General features: G+C 70.4%; 14 protein-coding genes. 4 read left to right on the top strand and 10 right to left on the bottom strand.

The genetic code is table 11. From position 1 onward, the window contains the following. Positions 1 to 68: 68 nt before the first annotated feature. On the bottom strand, positions 69 to 2,306 hold the full coding sequence (locus AB0I69_RS35565) for an N-6 DNA methylase (protein WP_363099845.1): 2,238 nt from the start codon (positions 2,304 to 2,306) through the stop codon (positions 69 to 71). A gap of 202 nt (positions 2,307 to 2,508) precedes the next feature. Here AB0I69_RS35565 and AB0I69_RS35570 point away from each other — a divergent pair, with 202 nt between their 5' ends. After that, the gene (locus AB0I69_RS35570) at positions 2,509 to 3,201 is read left to right on the top strand and encodes a hypothetical protein (RefSeq protein ID WP_363099846.1); all 693 of its coding nucleotides are present in this window, start codon (positions 2,509 to 2,511) and stop codon (positions 3,199 to 3,201) included. 147 nt (positions 3,202 to 3,348) lie between these two features. Next, positions 3,349 to 4,098 (top strand): hypothetical protein, encoded by a 750-nt coding sequence (locus AB0I69_RS35575; protein WP_363099847.1) that lies wholly within the window; start codon positions 3,349 to 3,351, stop codon positions 4,096 to 4,098. A gap of 32 nt (positions 4,099 to 4,130) precedes the next feature. On the opposite strand, the gene AB0I69_RS35580 is transcribed toward AB0I69_RS35575, so the two are convergent. The 3 genes from AB0I69_RS35580 to AB0I69_RS35590 all read right to left on the bottom strand — a co-directional run bounded on the left by AB0I69_RS35580 (position 4,131) and on the right by AB0I69_RS35590 (position 6,837). Further along, positions 4,131 to 4,874: an N-acetyltransferase gene (locus AB0I69_RS35580; RefSeq protein ID WP_363099848.1), complete on the bottom strand. Its 744-nt coding sequence runs from the start codon at positions 4,872 to 4,874 to the stop codon at positions 4,131 to 4,133. Between the two features lie 98 nt (positions 4,875 to 4,972). Continuing rightward, positions 4,973 to 5,698 (bottom strand): HNH endonuclease family protein, encoded by a 726-nt coding sequence (locus AB0I69_RS35585; protein WP_363099934.1) that lies wholly within the window; start codon positions 5,696 to 5,698, stop codon positions 4,973 to 4,975. 218 nt (positions 5,699 to 5,916) lie between these two features. After that, complete coding sequence (locus AB0I69_RS35590) at positions 5,917 to 6,837, bottom strand: hypothetical protein (RefSeq protein WP_363099849.1); 921 nt, start codon at positions 6,835 to 6,837, stop codon at positions 5,917 to 5,919. 106 nt (positions 6,838 to 6,943) lie between these two features. Between AB0I69_RS35590 and AB0I69_RS35595 the strand changes: the two genes are divergently transcribed. Then, positions 6,944 to 7,537: a TetR/AcrR family transcriptional regulator gene (locus AB0I69_RS35595; protein ID WP_363099850.1), complete on the top strand. Its 594-nt coding sequence runs from the start codon at positions 6,944 to 6,946 to the stop codon at positions 7,535 to 7,537. A 112-nt stretch (positions 7,538 to 7,649) separates the two neighbouring features. Here the strand turns inward: AB0I69_RS35595 and mfd are convergent, their stop codons facing one another. From mfd to AB0I69_RS35610, 3 genes are all read right to left on the bottom strand, one after another. Continuing rightward, positions 7,650 to 11,204 carry a transcription-repair coupling factor gene (mfd, locus tag AB0I69_RS35600; protein ID WP_363099851.1) on the bottom strand — a complete coding sequence of 1,185 codons (3,555 nt, stop codon included), beginning with the start codon at positions 11,202 to 11,204 and terminating at the stop codon, positions 7,650 to 7,652. Between the two features lie 304 nt (positions 11,205 to 11,508). Further along, positions 11,509 to 14,082 carry an FtsX-like permease family protein gene (locus AB0I69_RS35605; protein ID WP_363099852.1) on the bottom strand — a complete coding sequence of 858 codons (2,574 nt, stop codon included), beginning with the start codon at positions 14,080 to 14,082 and terminating at the stop codon, positions 11,509 to 11,511. Then, positions 14,079 to 14,867: an ABC transporter ATP-binding protein gene (locus AB0I69_RS35610; RefSeq protein ID WP_363099853.1), complete on the bottom strand. Its 789-nt coding sequence runs from the start codon at positions 14,865 to 14,867 to the stop codon at positions 14,079 to 14,081. The genes AB0I69_RS35605 and AB0I69_RS35610 overlap by 4 nt, the downstream gene beginning before the upstream one ends. A 401-nt stretch (positions 14,868 to 15,268) precedes the next feature. Between AB0I69_RS35610 and AB0I69_RS35615 the strand changes: the two genes are divergently transcribed. Beyond that, the gene (locus AB0I69_RS35615) at positions 15,269 to 16,798 is read left to right on the top strand and encodes an MFS transporter (RefSeq protein ID WP_363099854.1); all 1,530 of its coding nucleotides are present in this window, start codon (positions 15,269 to 15,271) and stop codon (positions 16,796 to 16,798) included. A gap of 12 nt (positions 16,799 to 16,810) precedes the next feature. Here AB0I69_RS35615 and AB0I69_RS35620 read toward each other — a convergent pair whose 3' ends face one another. The 3 genes from AB0I69_RS35620 to AB0I69_RS35630 are packed head-to-tail and all read right to left on the bottom strand — an operon-like array spanning position 16,811 to position 19,350. Then, on the bottom strand, positions 16,811 to 17,971 hold the full coding sequence (locus AB0I69_RS35620; protein WP_363099855.1) for an oxygenase MpaB family protein: 1,161 nt from the start codon (positions 17,969 to 17,971) through the stop codon (positions 16,811 to 16,813). A 31-nt stretch (positions 17,972 to 18,002) separates the two neighbouring features. Beyond that, a complete protein-coding gene (locus AB0I69_RS35625; protein ID WP_363099856.1) occupies positions 18,003 to 19,058 on the bottom strand; it encodes a polyprenyl synthetase family protein in 1,056 nt (351 codons plus the stop codon). Further along, on the bottom strand, positions 19,048 to 19,350 hold the full coding sequence (locus AB0I69_RS35630; protein ID WP_363099857.1) for a polyprenyl synthetase: 303 nt from the start codon (positions 19,348 to 19,350) through the stop codon (positions 19,048 to 19,050). Before AB0I69_RS35630 ends, AB0I69_RS35625 begins: the two co-directional genes overlap by 11 nt. Positions 19,351 to 19,396: the final 46 nt, after the last annotated feature.

The following is a 19,396-nucleotide window of genomic DNA, read 5'->3' on the forward strand; positions in this document are numbered from 1 at the left end:
TTCGAGCGTATAGGCCCACACCGACATGCGGTCCCGGGTTGTACCGAACCGTTGTCGTGCTGATCAGTTCAGTTGTCGTCCGGCGTGACCGTGCCGTCCGTGAGGCCGTCGTACATGCCGCGCACGAGCTGCTCGCCGAGCCGGCCCGCCTGCCGCAGCGCCCGCTCGAAGTCCTCCAGGGCGCGGAACCGGGCGCCGTAGCGCCGCTGTTCGTCCAGGGGGAGGCGCGGCAACTGGAGCCTGCGTACGTCGAGTCGGGTCGCCGTGGACGCGTAGCTGCTGGCCTGGCGGTTGTTGGCGGTACCGCGCAGGAACCCGGCGAGGAACCACGGGTCCAGCGCCGCCGGATCGGGCCGCAGCAGCACGAGGCTGCGGCCCAGCGCGGCGCCCGCGGTGACCTCGTCGATCACGCGCGCCATCGAACCGCCGCCGAGCACCGGGACGACGACATCGCCCGGCTCCGTGAGGACGGCTTCCTCGTCGCTCTCGGGGAGCATCCCGGAAGGGGCCGTTCCGGCGAGCACGTCGTGGTCGGTGAGAACGGGCACGCGCGCGTGGCCGCCGTTTCCGCCGGTACGCATCACCAGGGCGCCCCCGCGCGCGAGTTCACCGATCGTGGTGAGCGGCCAGCGGGCGGGCTGCGCGGCGGCCGGGTTCGCGACGGGCGGCGGAGTGAGGTCGGCGGTCAGCCGGAGCGTCTCGCCCAGCCGCTCGCGCACCGCCGTGAGCTGGTCGGCGCCGTCGGCCGCGGTCGCGGGCGGGAGGTGACGGGCGGGGGCCAGGTCGACGTCGTCGTCGAGGAGTTCGATGACCGGCACCGAACGCGCCAGCCCCGGCTCGTCGTCCAGCCGTCCCGCGCGGTCGAACGCCTGCCAGGCATCGAGCACCGCACCCCGCACGGCCTGCCAGTCCGGCCCGCCCCGCCCCTCCGTGGCGAACCGCCCGGTGTCCACCAGCAGCACCTCCGGCTGCGCGGGCGCCCGCTCCGGCCGCCGCAACACCCACAGGTGCAAGGGGATGTTGTACGGCGGCGCCGCCCCGATCGGCAGCGCTACGACCGCCTTCAGCGCCCCGCGCCGCAACAGGTCGGCGCGGATACGGCGGCCCGAGCGCCGAGAGGCCGCGGCGGGTGGCATCAACAACACGGCCGTACCGCCGTCCTTGAGCCGGGCGAGCGCGTGCTGCACCCAGGCCAGCTCGGACTCGTTGCGCGCCGGGAAGCCGTACTCCCAGCGGGGGTCGTAGGCGAGTTCGTCGTGCCCCCAGTTCCGCTCGTTGAACGGCGGATGGCACAGGACGGCGTCGGCCCGCAGCGCCGGGTAGGCGTCGGCGCGCAGCGTGTCCCCGGCGGTGCCGCGCACGGTGACCCGCGCGTGCAGGGCGAGCCGGAGCGCGGTGAGAGCGGCGAGTTCGGGGGCGTTGTCCTGGGCGTACAGCTCCTGGTCGGGCCGGGGGGTGACGGCGCGCAACAGGGCGCCGGTGCCGCAGGCCGGGTCGAGGGCGGTACGGGCCGGGCCGGCCAACTCGGCCATGAGGCGGGCGAGTTCGGCCGGGGTGAGCGTGTACTGGCGCGGGTTGGCATCGAGGTGCCGCCCGAGCAGGAACTCGAACGTCTGCCGCGCGCCCATCTCCGCGGCGAGTTCGGCGACGCCGCGGAGGAGGGGGGCGGAGGGGAGGAGCTGGGGGCCGGTGGGGGTGTGGACGGCGGGGGTGGGGTTCACAGCCGGTGCGGTGGGTGCCGTGTTCACAGCCGGTGGCGTGGGCGCCGTGTTCACAGAGAGCGGCGGTGTTGTCGCGTCGGCCGGAGTGTTCACAGCGTTCACAGCAGACGAGGTGTGCGTGGAGGCCGGCGGGTTCACAGCCGTAGCCGCGCTCACGCTCCGCCCCCTGTGAACACCGCGTCCGCGCACCGCGCCGAAGCGGGGCACGATCACCTGCTCCAGCTCGCCGGGCAGCTTCGCGGCGAGGCGCTCGTCCGAACCGGCGCTCACGTCCAGCCAGACGGTGGGGCGTTCATGGATGAGCAGGAGGGCGCAACCGGCGTACACCAGGGCGGTGACCGGGCCTTCGGGGTGGCCGACGAGTTGCTGCCAGACCCGTTCCCGCAACGGGACTTCGGCGAGTTTCCCCTGCTTGCGCAGCCAGGACTCGACTTCGGCGAGGGCGAAGGAGGGGCTGGTCTCGGTGCCGCCGACCGGCTTGGGGAAGTCGGCGTGGCGGCGGCGCCAGTTGCTGACGGCTGCACGGCCGACGCCGGCGAGCCGTGCGATACCGGCGGCGGTCACCTCTGTCGCGTTGTCCTGCACCCGCCCCACTCCCCTCGTTCAGCCTGCCGTCCCGTCTGTGACGCCGAGCATACCGACGTACGCAAGATCTACCCATTCACGGCCGTGTACACATGCTGTCTCGTGAACCGTGTTGACTCGGTTCACAGCCTCTGCTCTTATTGACCCAGCGAACGAGCGACCGCCAGAGGGAGGCGGTCGCCGCATCGGGGAGGGGACAGCCATGGGCATGAAGGGCAAGGTCGCGCTGGGCGCCGTCGTGGGGGTCGTCGTCATCGGGGTCGTGTCGGCGAACGCCGGCGGCAATGGCGGGGACGGCGGTTCGGGCAGCAGCGGCAAGGGCTCTTCGGCGTCCGCGGAACACCGGGCCGCCGGTAAGAAGGGCTCGGGCACGAGCGAGGCCGCCGAGAAGAAGAAGGCCGCGTTCGACGGGGACGGCGACTTCCAGGTCGGCTCGGACATCAAGCCCGGCACCTATCGCACCACCGGCAACACCAACGACATGTGCTACTGGGAGCGGGCCAAGAACGCCTCGGGCGACACGGACTCGCTGCTGGCCAACGACAATGTGAGCGGCACCAGTTACGTCACCGTCAAGGCCACCGACAAGATCTTCAAGTCCAGCGGCTGCAAGGACTGGGAGGCCGTCGACGCGAAGGCGCAGGGCTCCCCCGCCACGAAGATGGCCGGCAACGGCGGCATGTTCCGCGTCGGCGTCGACATCGCCCCGGGCACCTACAAGTCCACCGGCAACAAGGACGACATGTGCTACTGGGAGCGCACCAAGGACGCCGAGCACGGGCTGGACTCGATCCTCGCGAACGACAACGTGACCGGCACGGCCGTCGTCACGATCAGTGCCAAGGACGCCTACTTCAAGACGACCGGCTGCAAGGACTGGAAGAAGACGGGCTGACGCCCTCCGCTCGCGGCGGATCGTCCCCACCCGGGCGACGCCCCGCGCCGGCGGACCACCTCACCAGACCCGACTTCGGCGGACCGCCTCCCCTCCCCCCCCACCTCATCAGTGCTTCACCTTTCGCCTCCTCACCAAGGAACTGCCATGCGTCGTACCGCACTTGCCGCCCTCTGCCTCACCACCGTGGCCGCCGCGGGCCTCACCGGGTGCCTGCCCGGTGAGGACAAGGCGGCCAGCAAGCCGAAGGGCCCGTTCGCCGGGCTGACCGGCGGCGAGATCGCCGACCGGTCCCTGACCGCCACCACCGGCGCCTCGTCGCTGCGACTGAAGGGCGACATACCCGACGACGAGAGCGGCGGCACGATCGTGATCGACATGGCGCTGAACAAGAAGGGCGAGTGCGCCGGCACGCTCGGCCTGGGCGGCAAAGGCAAGGCCGACATGATCAAGACCGGCGACACCATCTACATGAAGTACGACGAGGCGTTCCTGCGCGCGCAGAGCGACGGCGAGTCCAAGGCGGACACCCAGGCGGTCGTGGACATGATGGCCGGGAAGTGGACCAAGATGTCCGCGAAGGGCAAGGACGCCAAGGACATCGCGAGCTTCTGCGACCTCAACTCGGTGCTCGGCGGCGCCGAGGACGGCAACTCGGACGCGACGCGCGGGAAGACGACCACCCTCGACGGCACTCCGGCGATCGTCCTGCACGAGAAGGACGGCAAGGACAGCTACACGCTGTATGTGGCGACCGAGGGCAAGCCCTATGTGCTGCGCATCGACAGCGTCTCCGCCAAAGACCCGGGGACGCTCACGTTCGGCGAGTACGAGAAGCCGGTGGCGGCGAAGAAGCCCGCCGGCAAGATCCTGGACCTGGACGCCCTGAGCAGCTGAGCCACCCCGACAGGCCTGCGGCTACGGCACGTTCACAGCGCGTGCCGCACCCACACGTTGGGCTCGACGTAGACGGCGTAGTCGTGTTCCGGTTCGCAGCGCACCGGCACCAGTCCGCCGGGTACGTCGATGTCGCCCGCGGTGTCGAAGGGCAGCCCCGTCCAGCGGCGCCACTCCTCCAGCGAGGCGGCCACGGTCATCGACGCCGGTGCGACGGAGCCGACCACGCCACCGGCCCGGACGTGGACGCGCAGCCAGGGGTCGTGCGGCAGCCCGTCGGGGCGCAGTCGTCGCACGTACTCCTCGATCGGGGTGTGCGGTTCCAGGTGTTTGGCGCTGGGGCGGAGCGGGGCCACGACCTCTACGAAGCCGTGGGCACGCGCGTTGTCCCGCATCGCCGCGAGCATCCGGCCGGAGAGCCCGCTGCCCTGGACCTGGGGGGCGACGCTGATGGAGATCGCGCTGACGGTGTCGGGGCGGATACCGCGGCGCAGGTCGGCGAAGGCCCAGGCGAGTACCTGGTCCCAGCCGCGCGCGGGAAGTGTGCCGCGCCCCTCGGCGTGGAGGGCGAAGGGCACGCTGTAGGCCTGCGCGACGATTTCGCCCCGCTCGTCCTCGGCGAACAGTGCGTACTCGGGGAGTTCGGTGCGGATCCTGCCGAAGTGGGCGTTGCCCACCAGGTCGTTCGTCACGAACTCCGGCCAGGTGTCGGGCATCCCGACGACCTGCTCCAGCTTGTCGGGCCGTTCGGCGAGGCTCGACACCTTCAGTTCCATACCGGTCACCGTAGGCGGCGGCGCGAGAACCGAGAACCGGTTTTCACGTCGCCGCCGGTCGCGTCGGCGCCACGCCGTCAAGTCGCGGCTGCGTCGGCTCAGTTCGCGTGGAACCTCGCCGGCGCGTTCGTCGGGTTGCCCCCGGTCGGGAGGGCCTGCCCCGAGCAGGTGGAGAGGACCTTCACCATCGCGGCCTTCTCCGCCGAGGTGACCCACAGCCCGTACTTCTTCTTCACGGCGACCTGAGCGGCGACATACGTGCATCGGTACGCCTTGGGCGGCACCCAGGTCGCCGTGTCGCCGTCGCCCTTGCTGCGGTTGGGGCTGGCGCCGACGGTCAGGAGGTTGAGGGGGTCGTTGGCGAGGGCTATGCGCTTGCTGGCGTCCCAGTACTTGGCGCCCTTCTGCCAGGCGTCGGAGAGGGCGACGAGGTGGTCTATGTCGACGAGGCTGGCGCCGCGCTTGTAGACGACTTCCTTGCCGGAGTACGGATCGGATGCGAGGACGCCGTACGAGACCTTGCAGTCGCCGCCGGTGAACTTCACCTGCTTCAGGTCCCGTTTGAGGATGTCGTCCCTGGTGTCACAGCTGTTGGAGTCCGTGTCGGCCCAGGCGGTGCCGAACCGTTCGCGGGAGTACCCGGTCTTCGGCGCCCGGCCCTTCACGGTCAGCGACTCGGCGGCGGTGAGGGCCGCGCCCCCGCCGGAGTTCCCGCCGGTCGTCGCCTCGGGCCCGGAGTCGCCCGTACCCGTCGTGTCCGTCTTGCATCCGGCGACCGACAACATGACCAAGGCGGCGATTGCCGCCCCACCCCTCAGACGCATCACGTGCGCCCCTCCCCTTGCTCACCCGGCCCCCGCCCCTGCAGGGGCGGATAGTGACCTGGTGCCCACGTTAGCGGCGGAGATGTCGCTCACATACGGGGCCCGGAGGCATATGGCGCACAACTAGGGCGTACAGCCGCGACCTTGTCGACGAAGGCGCCCCCACCTCGCACTCCCTCCGCACACTCTCCCCTCACGCTCCCCTCAGACCTTGCCGATCAGACCTTGCCGATGCCCAACGTCGACTCCGAGGGCAGCAGCCCGGAACCGAGTACGGCGACCCAGAACTCCCCCAGCAGGTCGGCGAGTCGGTCACTGTCGGCCCGGCCGAGGAACTGCCAGGGTGCGGCGGCCAGTCGGTCGGTGCGGTGTTCGACCTCCTGGCGCAGATCGCGGCCCGCCCTCGTCGCCGTACCCCTGTCGTCTATCAGTCCGCGCGCGACCAGCCGTTCGCGTGCCGCCGTCCATTCCTCCGGGCTCCAGCCCCGGCTTTCGAAGCGCTCGACGGAGGCGGCTCCGATCGCGGCGAAGGAGACCAGGGACTCGACCGGGTCGAGGCCGGCGACGAGGAGGGCCGCGAGGTGGCCGTCGCCGCGGTGTTCGCGCAGGATCGTCGCCGCCTGCCACAACTGGAGGTGGGGCTCCTCGGGCCAGTCCAACTCGGCGTTGGCCGCGGCGAGGGGGCGGCCCGCGGTGTCCACCGCCTCGGCGGCACGGCGGGCGAGGGCGGCGGCCTCCGCCAGCTCGGGGCTGTCGACGCGGTCCCCGAATATCGCGCGGTAGGCCCGGTCCATGCCGCGCAGCCTCGCCTTCAGTACGGCGGCCGGGCTCGCGATGCTCCACGCCGGGTCGATGTGCTCGGCGACCATGCGGGGGTTGAAGCTGTAGAAGGCGGAGGTCACGCGCTCGCCGCCGACCGGGCCCAACAGGGCGGCGCGCAACGGGAAGTAGCTCGGCCAGCGCTCCTCGGTGTCGTAGCCGAGCGCGGCGGCCTCCTCGAAGACCTCCGGCGCGTAGTACAGCACCGCGTGCAGGGGTTCGAGCAGGTGCCAGAGCCTGCGCACGCGGCTCAGCTCCACGGTGGTGAGGCTTTCCGCGGTCTCCACTCCACGCAGGTCTCCCCGCACGATTTCCGACATGGCACAACTCCTCGTCGCGTCCCAGCCGTTCGACAACTTGACACTGACAAGATTGCCCGAGCCGCCCGAACTTGTCAATGCCTAGATTCGGCGTAGGCTGCTGACCATGAGCACAGCCGAGACTTCCGAGGGCACCCGGCGCCCGTACCACCACGGCGATCTGCGCCGCGCCATCCTCACCGCCGCGCTCGACGTCATCGCCGCCGACGGCCCGTCCGCGCTGAGCCTGCGCGATCTCGCCCGCCGTGCCGGGGTCTCGCACGCGGCGCCCGCGCATCACTTCAAGGACCGCACCGGGCTGCTGACGGCCATCGCGGCGGAGGGGTTCGGGCTGCTGGCCGCCACGATCGGCGAGGCGGCGGACCTGAAGGACGCGGGCGTGCGCTATGTACGCTTCGCGCGCGAACACCCGGCGCACTTCCAGGTGATGTTCGCGCCCGAGCTGCTGCGCGACGGCGACCTCGAACTCACCACGGCCCGCGCCCTCGCCATCGACGCCCTGCGCCACGCGGTCTCCGCGGTACCGCCCGAGGGCCGCGGCCCCGACGCCCGGCTCGCCGGAGTCGCCGCGTGGTCCCTGGCCCACGGCTTCGCGACACTGCTGCTCGGGCACAACCTGGACGGCGCGGTGGGCGAGCGGGACCCGGAGGAGGTCTTCCGGACGCTGGCGTCGATGCTGTTCCGCCCGACGTTCGACTGACACGACCGACCGGCGAGCGCGCTACGCCCCCGGCCGACCGACCGTCCCCCTTCTCCGCCGCCCTAAGACTCCCTACGACTCTCCAAGTCTTCCTACGTCTCTCTGCGACTCGCTACGACCCCAGGATCGACGCCAGGAACTCGCCCACCCATCCCAGCAACTCCCGCCCGACCAGCGGCTTTCCGCCCACCCTGGCCGTCTTCGGGCGGGGTACCAGCACCTGGTGGGCGGCCGGCTTGATGACGGTGCCGGGGTAGAGGCGCTTGAGGCGCAGTTCCTGGGACTCGCGCAACTCCACAGGGGCGAAGCGGATGTTGGTGCCCTGGAGGACGATGTCGCCGACGCCGCACGCGCGGGCGAGCATGCGCAGGCCGGCCACCAGGAGGAGGTTCTCGACGGGCTCGGGCAACTTGCCGTAGCGGTCGACGAGTTCCTCGCGTACGGCCTTGATGTCCTCCTCCGTGTTGGCGGAGGCGATGGACCGGTAGGCCGCGAGGCGCAGGCGCTCGCCGGGGGCGTAGTCGTGCGGGACGTGGGCGTCGACCGGGAGCTCGATCTTGACCTCCAGGGGCGGCTCCTCCTCGACACCGCCCTCCAGGGCCGCGCGATAGTCCGCGACGGCCTCGCCGACCATGCGGACGTACAGGTCGAAGCCGACGCCCGCGATGTGGCCGGACTGTTCGCCGCCCAACAGGTTGCCCGCGCCCCGGATTTCGAGGTCCTTCATGGCCACGTACATACCCGCGCCCATCTCCGTGTGCTGAGCGATGGTCGCGAGCCGCTCGTGGGCCGTCTCCGTCAGCGGCTTCTCCGGGGGGTACAGGAAGTACGCGTAACCGCGTTCGCGGCCACGGCCCACGCGGCCCCGGAGCTGGTGGAGTTGGGACAGACCGAAGTTGTCGCCGCGCTCCACGATGAGCGTGTTCGCGTTGGAGATGTCGATGCCCGACTCGACGATCGTCGTCGACACCAGGACGTCGAACTTCTTCTCCCAGAAGTCGACGACCACCTGCTCCAGCGACTGCTCCGACATCTGGCCGTGGGCGGTCGCGATGCGCGCCTCCGGGACGATCTCGCGCAGCCTCGCCGCCGCGCGGTCGATCGACTCGACGCGGTTGTGGATGTAGAAGACCTGGCCCTCGCGCAGGAGTTCGCGGCGGATCGCGGCGCCGATCTGCTTCTCCTCGTAGGGGCCGACGAACGTCAGCACCGGGTGACGCTCCTCCGGGGGCGTCGTGATCGTGGACATCTCGCGGATGCCGGTCACCGCCATCTCCAGGGTTCTGGGAATCGGGGTGGCCGACATGGTGAGCACGTCGACATTCGCGCGCAGCTTCTTCAGCTGCTCCTTGTGCTCGACGCCGAAGCGCTGCTCCTCGTCGACGATGACCAGGCCGAGGTCCTTGAACTTGGTCTCGGAGGAGAACAGGCGGTGGGTGCCGATGACGACGTCCACGGAGCCCTCCCGCAGGCCCTCCAGGGTCGCCTTCGCCTCCGTGTCCGTCTGGAAGCGGCTCAACGCCCGTACGTTGACCGGGAACTGCGAGTACCGCTCGCTGAACGTCCCGAAGTGCTGCTGCACCAGCAGCGTGGTCGGCACGAGGACCGCCACCTGCTTGCCGTCCTGGACGGCCTTGAAGGCGGCCCGGACCGCGATCTCCGTCTTGCCGTAGCCGACGTCGCCGCAGATCAGGCGGTCCATGGGGACCGACTTCTCCATGTCGTCCTTGACCTCGGCGATCGTGGTCAACTGGTCGGGCGTCTCCACGTACGGGAAGGCGTCCTCCAGCTCGCGCTGCCACGGGGTGTCCGGGCCGAAGGTGTGTCCGGGCGCCGCCATCCGCGCGCTGTACAGCTTGATGAGGTCGGCCGCGATCTCCTTGACGGCCTTCTTGGCGCGCGCCTTGGTCTTCGTCCAGTCGGCGCCGCCCAGACGGTGCAGGGTGGGGGCCTCGCCGCCGACGTACTTGGTGATCTGCTCCAGCTGGTCGGTGGGGATGTAGAGCCGGTCGCCGGGCTGGCCGCGCTTGGCGGGGGCGTACTCGACGACCAGGTACTCGCGCGTGGCGCCCTGCACCGTGCGCTGCACCATCTCGATGTAGCGGCCCACGCCGTGCTGCTCGTGGACGATGTAGTCGCCCGCCTCCAGGGTGAGCGGGTCGATGGTCTTGCGGCGGCGGGCCGGCATCCGGGCGCCGTCCTTGCCTGCGGCCTTCTGCCCGGAGATGTCGGTCTCGGTGAGGACGGCGAGCTTCAACGCCGTATCGACGAAGCCGTAGTCGATCGAACCGGTCGCCACATGCACGACGGACGGGGCGATCTCCCCGAGGTCGGTCTCCAGGCGGGCCGCCACGCCTTCGGTACCGAGGACCTCGACCGTGCGGGCGGCGGGGCCGTGGGCCTCGGTCACGAAGACCGTGCGCCAGCCGTCGGCGAGCCAGCCCTTGGTGTCGGCGAGGGCCTTCGCGGTGTCGCCGCGGTAGGTCTCGGGGGCGTGCATGCCGAGCTTGAGGGTGTCCCCCGCCGCGTCAGCGGCAAATGTATCCGTGAGCTCTTCATCGGCGGCGAAGGGCGAGACGGACCACCACATCATGTCCAGCTCGCGCGCCCGGTCCCGTACGTCCGCGATGGCCCACAGGGAGGCCGCGCCGACGTCGATGGGCGCCTCGCCGCCACCCGCGGTGGCCGCCCAGGAGGCCTGCAGGAACTCCTGCGAGGTCGCGACGAGATCGGACGCACGCGTGCGTACCCGCTCCGGATCGCATACGACGGTCATCGCGCCCTTGGGGAGCACGTCGAGCAGCAGCTCCATGTCGTCGACGAGCACGGGGGCGAGGGACTCCATGCCCTCGACCGCGATGCCCTCGGCGATCTTGCCGAGCAGCTCGCCCAGTTCGGGGTGCTGTTCGGCGAGGGTACGCGCACGCGTGCGGACGTCTTCCGTCAACAGGAGTTCACGGCAAGGGGGTGCCCACAGGCCGTGTTCGGCGACCTCCAGGGAGCGCTGGTCGGCGACCTTGAAGTAGCGGATCTCCTCGACGTCGTCGCCCCAGAACTCGATGCGCAGGGGGTGTTCCTCGGTGGGCGGGAACACGTCCAGGATGCCGCCGCGTACGGCGAACTCGCCGCGCTTCTCTACGAGCTCCACGCGCGCGTAGGCGGCGGCGCCGAGCTTGTCCACGATCGCGTTCAGGTCGGCGGTCTGTCCCGTCTTCAGGGCGACCGGCTCCAGGTCTCCGAGCCCCTTGACCTGCGGTTGCAGCACGGACCGCACGGGCGCCACGACGACGGAGACCGTGCCCGTCTCCGGGTCGTCCGGCCTCGGGTGCGCCAGGCGGCGCAGGACGGCGAGGCGACGGCCCACGGTGTCGCTGCGCGGGCTCAGGCGCTCGTGCGGGAGGGTCTCCCAGGACGGGTAGTCCACGACACCGTCCGGCGGGAGCAGCGAGCGGAGGGCTGCCGCCAGGTCCTCGGCCTCCCTGCCCGTCGCGGTCACCGCGAGGACGGTGCGGCCGGTCTCTCGGGCCAGCGCTGCCACGGCGAACGGGCGGGTCGCCGGGGGGCCGACCAGGTCGACGTGCATGCGGTTGCCGTCGGCCGCCGCCCTGGTCGCTTCCGCGAGGGCGGGGTCCTTGACTACGGCGTCGAGCAGACCGTGCAGGCTCATGGAGGGCTTTCCGTCTGGGGGTGGGCAACACGAAGGGCCCGACGCGGGTGGTGGGCCGGGGGGTCTCCAGCGTACGTCGGTGCGCTGGCTGGCGCCGGGGCTGTGGATAACCCCGCTTTCTCGGCACCCTGTGCTGGTGCTGACGTGCCAGGGGGCTCCGCCCCCTGGACCCCCGGGCCTATGCCCACCCAGCCGCCCGTTTGCTGGTAACAGAGAAGTGAGCCTCAAAGACAACAGACAAACAAACCCGGCGCCAAGAAGTCCCCCGTGACTTCTCGGCGCCGGGCTCCCCCGTAGGTGTTGGCTATTCGGTGGCGATTGCGTTCAGGACGTTCATCCGGCCCGCCCGGAACGCCGGGATCAAGGCCGCGAACAGGCCCACGAACGCGGAGCCGATGAAGACCGCGATGATCGTGCCCCAGGGGATCTCCAGGACCTTCAGGCCCTCCAGGGCGAGCAGTTGCTGGGCCGTGGCGCCCCAGCCCATGCCCAATCCCAGGCCGAGCAGCGCTCCGAAGAGGGCGATCACGACCGACTCCATGCGGATCATCCGGCGGAGCTGGCGGCGGGACATGCCGATCGCTCGCATGAGGCCGATCTCCCGGGTGCGTTCGACGACCGACAGGGCCAGCGTGTTCACCACGCCCAGGACCGCCACGATGATCGCCAGGGCGAGAAGGCCGTAGACCATGTTCAGGAGCTGGCCGATCTGGTCCTTCAGTTCCTGCTTGTAGTCGGTCTGGTCGCGTACCTGGTACTGCGGGTACGGGGCCATGGCCTTCTTCAGGGCGGCGTACGCCTGCTTCTCCTGGCCGTCCTTGGCCTTGGCGAACATGATCTCGTTCGGCGGGATCTTGTTCGCGGGGAGGTACTTCTGCATCGTCGCGATGCTGGTGTAGCGGGCGCCGTGGTCGATGGCCACGTCGTCGTCCGTGATGGCCGCGACCTTGAGCTTGGCCGTCTCGCCGCCCTTGAAGGCGACGTTGATCGTGTCGCCGACGTGGACGCCGTGCTTCTTGGCGTACTTGGAGCCGACCGACATCGCGTTGGTGCCGTAGGCGGCGGACAGGTCGCCGGCCGTGGTGGCGCGGCGCAGGTCCTGAGCGTAGGACGGGTCGGCGGCGGTGATGCCGTCGGTGTCCTTCTGGCCGTCGGGCGAGGTGAGGGTGGCGTCGAGGTCCTTGTAGCGGGTGACGTGGACGAGGTCCGGCGACTGTTCCATCGCCTTCTCGGCCTGCGGCACGATCCGCTGGTTGCCCTGGACGATGAAGTCGGCGCCGACGGACTTGTCGAGCTCGCTCGTCGCCGAGGCGACCATCGAGGAGCCGACCACCGACAGGCAGGCGACCAGCGCGAGGCCGATCATCAGGGCCGCACCCGTAGCACCCGTACGCCTGGGGTTGCGGAGCGCGTTGCGTTCGGCCAGGCGCCCCACCGGTCCGAAGGCCCGCAGGAGTACGACGCTGATGACCCGTACGACCCCGTTGGCCAGCAGCGGGCCGATGATGACGAAGCCGATCAGGGACAGTACGACACCCGCCCCCAGTACCAGCGAACCGTCCGTCGCCTTCTTGGCCGTCGCCGCCGCGAACAGGGCCGCGACACCGGCACCCGTCAGGACCAGGCCGATCAGTCCGCGCACCCAGCCCGCCTTGCCGTCGGCCGGTGTGCCGGCGTCGCGCAGTGCGGCCATCGGGGAGACCTTGCCGGCGCGGCGGGCCGGGAGGTAGGCGGCGAGGATGGTGACGATCACGCCGAGGAGCATGCCGATCAGCGGGGTCGTCCACTTCACCGTCAGGTCCCGCGTCGACAGGTCCATGCCCGCCGCGCTCATGAGCTTCATCAGGCCTACGGCGATGCCGACACCGGCGCCGACACCGAGGATCGAGCCGACGATCCCGAGCAGGGTCGCCTCGACCAGCACCGAGCGGTTGACCTGGCCGCGGGAGGAGCCGACCGCCCTCATCAGGCCTATTTCGCGGGTCCGTTGGGCGACCAGCATCGAGAAGGTGTTGATGATGAGGAAGATGCCCACCAGGAACGCGATACCGGCGAAGCCGAGCATGGCGTACTTGATGACGTTCATGAACTGGCCGACGCCCTTGCGGTTCTCGTCGGCGTTCTCCTTGGCGGTCTGGATCTTGTACGTCCCCGTCGAGGCGAGGGTCTGTGCCACGTTCTGCTTGAGCTGACTGTCCGTCACACCGCTTGCGGCGGTGACGCCGATCTGGGTGAACCGGCCGGTGGCGCCGAGGAGTTCACGCTGCGCGGTGGCGGTGTCGAAGTAGACGACGGCCGCACCGGGGTTGGTCACCTTGAAGGTGGCGATGCCGACGATCCGCGCGGTGAAGTCACCGGTCTGCGAGATCGTGCGCAGCGAGTCGCCCATCTTCAGGTGGTGCTTGTCGGCGGTGTCGGCGTCGACCATCACCTCGGTCGGGCCGCGCGGGGCGTGTCCGGAGGTGATCTCCATCGAACGCAGGTCGTTCTTCGTCCAGTTGCCCGCGATGGTGGGCGCTCCGGTCGACGAGCCCATGTTCTTGTTGGCGCTGTTGACGACGGTCACGTTCATCGAACTGACCGCGCCTTCAACGGACTTGACGCCCTGGGCCTTCGCCGCCTGCGCCAATGTGGAGGCCGGCAGCGACTCGGGCAGTCCGTTCTGCGGGGTGCTGCCGTCGCTCTTGGCCGCCTTCGGCATGACCGTCACGTCGGACGCGGTGGCCGCGAAGAGCTTGTCGAACGTCGTGTTCATCGTGTCCGTGAACACCAGCGTGCCGCACACGAACGCCACCGACAGCAGCACGGCTGTCGCGGAGAGCGCCATCCGCCCTTTGTGCGCGAAGAAGTTGCGCATCGAGGTCTTCATGACAGTCATGACGTGCGCCCCCGCGCGTCGAAGTCCTTCATGCGGTCGAGGACGGCGTCCGCGGTCGGCTTGAACATCTCGTCGACGATCCGGCCGTCCGCGAGATACAGCACACGGTCCGCGTACGAGGCGGCCACCGGGTCGTGGGTGACGATCACAATGGTCTGGCCCAGGTCGTCCACGGACCGGCGCAGGAAGCCCAACACCTCAGCTCCCGCACGGGAGTCGAGGTTTCCGGTCGGCTCGTCACCGAAGATGATCTCGGGGCGGGCCGCCAACGCCCTTGCCACGGCGACGCGTTGCTGCTGGCCGCCGGAGAGCTGGTTGGGCCGGTGCTTGAGCCGGCCGGCGAGCCCCACCGTCTCCACGACCTGCGCCAGCCAGCCCTTGTCGGGCTTGCGGCCGGCTATGTCCATGGGGAGGGTGATGTTCTCCAGCGCGTTCAGCGTCGGCAGCAGGTTGTACGCCTGGAAGATGAAGCCGATCCGGTCCCGGCGCAGCTGCGTGAGCTTCTTGTCCTTGAGGCCGGTGATCTCGGTCTCGTCCAGGTAGATCTGCCCGGACGTCACGGTGTCGAGCCCGGCGAGGCAGTGCATGAGCGTGGACTTGCCGGACCCCGAGGGGCCCATGATCGCGGTGAACTGGCCGCGGGCGATGTCCACGTCGACATGGTCGAGGGCGACGACGCGGGTCTCCCCGGCCCCGTACGCCTTGACGACCTGCCGCGCTCGCGCGGCAACGGCCGTACGCCCTCCAGTGCCCCCGTGCCTGGGAATGGTCACAGCCGATGTCACGGTATGTCTCCTAAGTCGGTCGGCAGCAGAGCGTGCCGGTGCCCGGTCGATGCGTTTCAACTGGTTACGTCGATGAGTCTGGCGGCGGAAGGGGGTCCGGCGCGCTGGTGCTCAGCGCAGTCTTTCCCGGGGGAAAACCCCACCCTCCTGGGTTCGGCCTGCCGCCCCCCAGCGGCATAAAGCCAGGTTAAGGACGGCCTCTCCCCCTTCTCCTCCTCCGTCGGTACGAACCGTCCCCGGGCCGTAGTACGGAGAGACCCCTAGGGGCTCTCCACCGCCGGGTGGAGTCGATCTCGGGGTCCGGTCCACCCAGTGACCCGGCCAGGTTCCGCCCTGCCGCTACGTGAGGGTCAAGTGAGAAGCTGGTGCGCGGCAGATAGATGCAAGGGGAAAGGATTCCTGTGGACCAGGGGGACAGCGACACCGACGCCGACACCGAGATACGAACCGAGGCGGCCGAGCAGCCCACGCCGGCCCCTCCCGACCGGCGCAAGCGGGCGGTCGTCGCGGCACTCATGCTCGCGATGGCCCTAGCCGCCCTCGACTCCACCATCGTCTCGACCGCCGTACCGCAGATCGTCGGTGACCTCGGCGGCTTCTCCGTCTTCTCCTGGCTGTTCTCCGGCTATCTGCTGGCCGTGACGGTCACGCTGCCCGTCTACGGCAAGCTCTCCGACACCTTCGGCCGTAAGCCGGTGCTGATCGTCGGGGCGGCGGTCTTCCTCGCCGGTTCGCTGCTGTGCGCGGTGGCATGGAACATGGGCGCGCTGATCGCGTTCCGCGTCGTACAGGGCCTGGGCGGCGGGGCGTTGCAGGGCACGGTACAGACGCTCGCCGCCGACCTGTACCCGCTCAAGGAACGCCCGAAGATCCAGTCGAAGCTGTCCACGGTGTGGGCGGTGTCGGCCGTCGCGGGCCCCGGTGTGGGCGGACTGCTCGCCGCGTACGCGGGCTGGCGCTGGATCTTTCTCGTCAACCTCCCTGTCGGGGCAGTGGCGTTGTGGCTGATCGTCCGCCACCTCCACGAACCGGAACGCACCCGCGACTCCCGCCCCCGCATCGACTGGGCGGGCGCGCTGGCCGTGTTCGCGTGCGGGGGTGTGCTGATCACCGCGCTGGTGCAGGGCGGGGTGGCGTGGGACTGGCTGTCGGCACCCTCGATCGCCCTCTTCGCTACGGGACTTGGGCTCGCCGGAGTGGTCGTGGTGATCGAACGCCGGGCGGCCGAGCCCATCATCCCCGGGTGGGTGTGGCGGCGCCGTACGATCGCGGCCGTCAACCTGGCGCTCGGGGCACTGGGGTTGCTGATGGTGGCGCCGAGCGTGTTCCTGCCGACGTACGCGCAGTCGGTGCTCGGCCTGGCACCCGTGGCGGCCGGATTCGTGCTGTCCGTCTGGACGTTGAGCTGGCCGGTGTCGGCCGCGCTGAGCCAGCACGTGTACCGGCGGATCGGCTTCCGCAACACCGCGATGATCGGGATCGGGACGGCGACGCTGATCCTGTTCGCGTTCCCGTTCCTGCCGTATCCGGGCGCGGCCTGGCAGCCGATGGTGCTGATGCTGCTGCTCGGCGCGACCCTCGGGCTCTTCCAACTGCCGTTGATCGTCGGGGTGCAGTCGACGGTCGGGTGGGAGGAACGGGGTGTGACGACCGCGTCCGTCCTGTTCTGCCGCCAGACCGGGCAGACGATCGGCGCGTCCGTCTTCGGGGCCGTGGCCAACGGGGTGCTGGCGTCCCGGCTCGGTGGCGCGAGCGACCTGGACTCGGTGACGCGGGGGCTGGACGGGGGTGCGGTGCCGGAGGGGACGCGGCGGGCGATCGCGGACGCGGTGCACGCGGTGTACATCGGCGCGGGGTGCGCTGCCGCCGTGGCCTTCCTGGTGCTGCTGTTCCTGGCGCCGCGACGGTTCCCGGTCCTCAAGGAGCAGTGAGAGGCGCGTGGTTCAGGAGACGGTGGCGGCCGGCGGGGTCCAACGGCGCGTGCGCGGCACCGAGTTGGCGACGCCGTAGTCCGGCTTGAGCTGTTCGGGGATGGCGTAGTGCATGACGCGTCCGCGGGTCAGGGAGGACAGTTCCAGGACGGTGGTGAGGTGGCCGAGGCGGTCCAACGCCCAGGCGCCGAGCGGGGAGTGGTCCTCGATGGTCTCCAGGACGCCGAGGAGATGGGGCACGGCCTTGACGACCGTGTCCCAGGGGGTGCGCGGCACCTGGAGCCAGTCGGCGCAGGTGTCGCCGACGAGGTGGCGGATGAGGGCGGAGACGATCGGGTCGAAGAAGGTCCCGGGGACGACCTCCTCGTAGAGGTCGATGAGCTGTCGGGTCAGGTGCGCGCCCTCCTCGGACGGCCCCATGTGCCGGATCATGTACAGGTCGAGGAACTGGCGTGCTTCCTCAAGGGACTTGGGTACGGCGTCCTGGTCGACGCCGAGCATGGCGCCGACCACGCGCCAGGCGTAGTAGTAGGCCTCCGCGCCCTCCGCCGACATGTGGATGCCGAGGCGGTGCAGGCTGTCCAGGACGAGCATCGAGAAGAACATCTGCCCGCCGATCATGTCCTCTTGGCAGATCGGTGTCCCCAACTCGGCCGTGTCCCAACGGTTTTCGCGGACGAGGTGGTGGCGGATGGCGGCGTGCAGGAGGCGGACCTTCTGTACGGCGGGGATGAAGCGGCTGCCGGCCTCGAAGGCGTCGGGCTGCATCAGATAGACGGTGAACTGGCCTGTCTCCGCCATCCGTTTGGAGGGGTACTGCAACCCGTGGCTGGCCGACAGGAGTTTCGCCACCGGCGGGACGACGTAGCAGGCGGGCATGGAGGCGAAGGACAGGGCGGTCGAGATGTGCACGTTGTTGTCGATGAAGAACAGCCGGGCCTTCTCCATCTCACCCCAGTCGACCCAACTCGGGGGCGCGCTGGTGGCGTTGAGGTACTCCCGGGCCACATCGGGCAGGCCGTCCGGCAGCGGGGCGCCCGCTACGGAGACGTAGCGCATGAGCGTGTTGAACTTGCCCACCTCCCCGCGGTCGAAGAGTGCGGCGACGGTGGCGTCGGCGAGTTCGTCACCGGCTTCGCGCAGGCCGTTCATCGAGGTCTCGGTGTAAGTCACGGAGTGCTCCTGGAAGTTCGGGGATCGCGGGTCAGGAGAGGCGGACCGCCGCCGAGTGCGCCAGCGCGGTCAGCGCGGCTTCGGCGGGGGCGGGAACATCCAGCTCGTGGAGGGCGTCGAGCGCCTCCTCGACCCGGGCGGTGATCATGCCCTCGACGCGGTCGGGTGCCTTCAGCCGGCGCATCAGCTCGCGCACCGCGTGCAACCCCGCCCCGTCCAGGCCGCGTTGACCCATCAGCGCGCGGAGCCGCTCCCGGTCCTCGGCACCGGCGCTGCGCCAGGTCTCCGCGAGGAGGGCCGTGGGCCGGTGGCCGCGTACGTCGTCGGCGTTGGCCTTGCCGGTGTGTTCCGGGTTCCCGAACAGCCCGAGGACGTCGTCCCGCAACTGGAACGCCTCGCCCAGCGGCAGCCCGTACGCCGAGTAGCCCTCGCGCAGCCGCCCGCCGGCCCCGGCGAGGGCGCCGCCGATCAACAGGGGCTGTTCCACGGTGTACTTGGCGGTCTTGTACCGGATCACCTTCAGGGACGCGGCGGTGTCCGGCTCGGCCCCGGTCCGCAGGATCTCCAGACACTCCCCCGCGATCAACTCCCTTGCCAGCACGGCCCACAGCGGTCGGGCCCGGGCGAGATACGCGGCCGGCAGACCGCTGGTGGTGAACAACTGCCCTGCCATGCCCATCAGCAGGTCCCCCACCAGCATCGCGAGGGACCTGGCGGCCGCGACGGCCCGCGGCCGACGGCGCACTGCGGAACGCAGCGCGATGTGGGCGGTGGGGCGACCGTGCCGCAGCGGGCTGTCGTCGATGAGATCGTCGTGCACGACCGCGGCGGCGTGCACCAGTTCCATCGAGGCCGCCGCCCGCACCAGCGCGTCGCTGTCGGGCTGCCCCACCGCGCGCCAGCCCCAGTAACAGAACGCCGCCCGCAGCCGTTTGCCGTCCGCGACGGCGGCCTCCAACTGCCCGGCGACCGGCTGCAGCGCCGGGTCGATCTCCGCGAAGCGCTCGGCCTCCTCGGCCACGAACCGCTGCAGCACCCGGTCGACGCGGCCCTTGAAAGCGGCGGGCTCCCAGCACTCAGACGTCATCGGCGGCGGCCTGCCGGGCGAGGGCGTGCCGGGCGAGGGTCTCCAGATGGGCTGGGGGCAGGGCCGTGTACCGGTCGAGCATCAGGCGTCCGCGCGCCGCCAGTTCGTGCTCGGCGTCCGCCGCCAGCTCGACGGCGTCCGAACGGCGCAGCAGCCCCCGTAAGCCCCGTACGACCCCCAGGGTCGAGCCCACCACCGACCCCACCGTGCTCACCGCCAGCTCTGCCAACCCGGCCGCCAACAGGACCGCCCGCTCGTCCAGGCCCTCGTGTCGCTCCGCCGCTCGCGTCATGCCACTCCCCACCCACAGCACGTCCGGGCGGCACCGGTCATCCGCC

It is taken from the genome of Streptomyces sp. NPDC050508 (genome assembly GCF_040655155.1).
Lineage (GTDB): Bacteria > Actinomycetota > Actinomycetes > Streptomycetales > Streptomycetaceae > Streptomyces.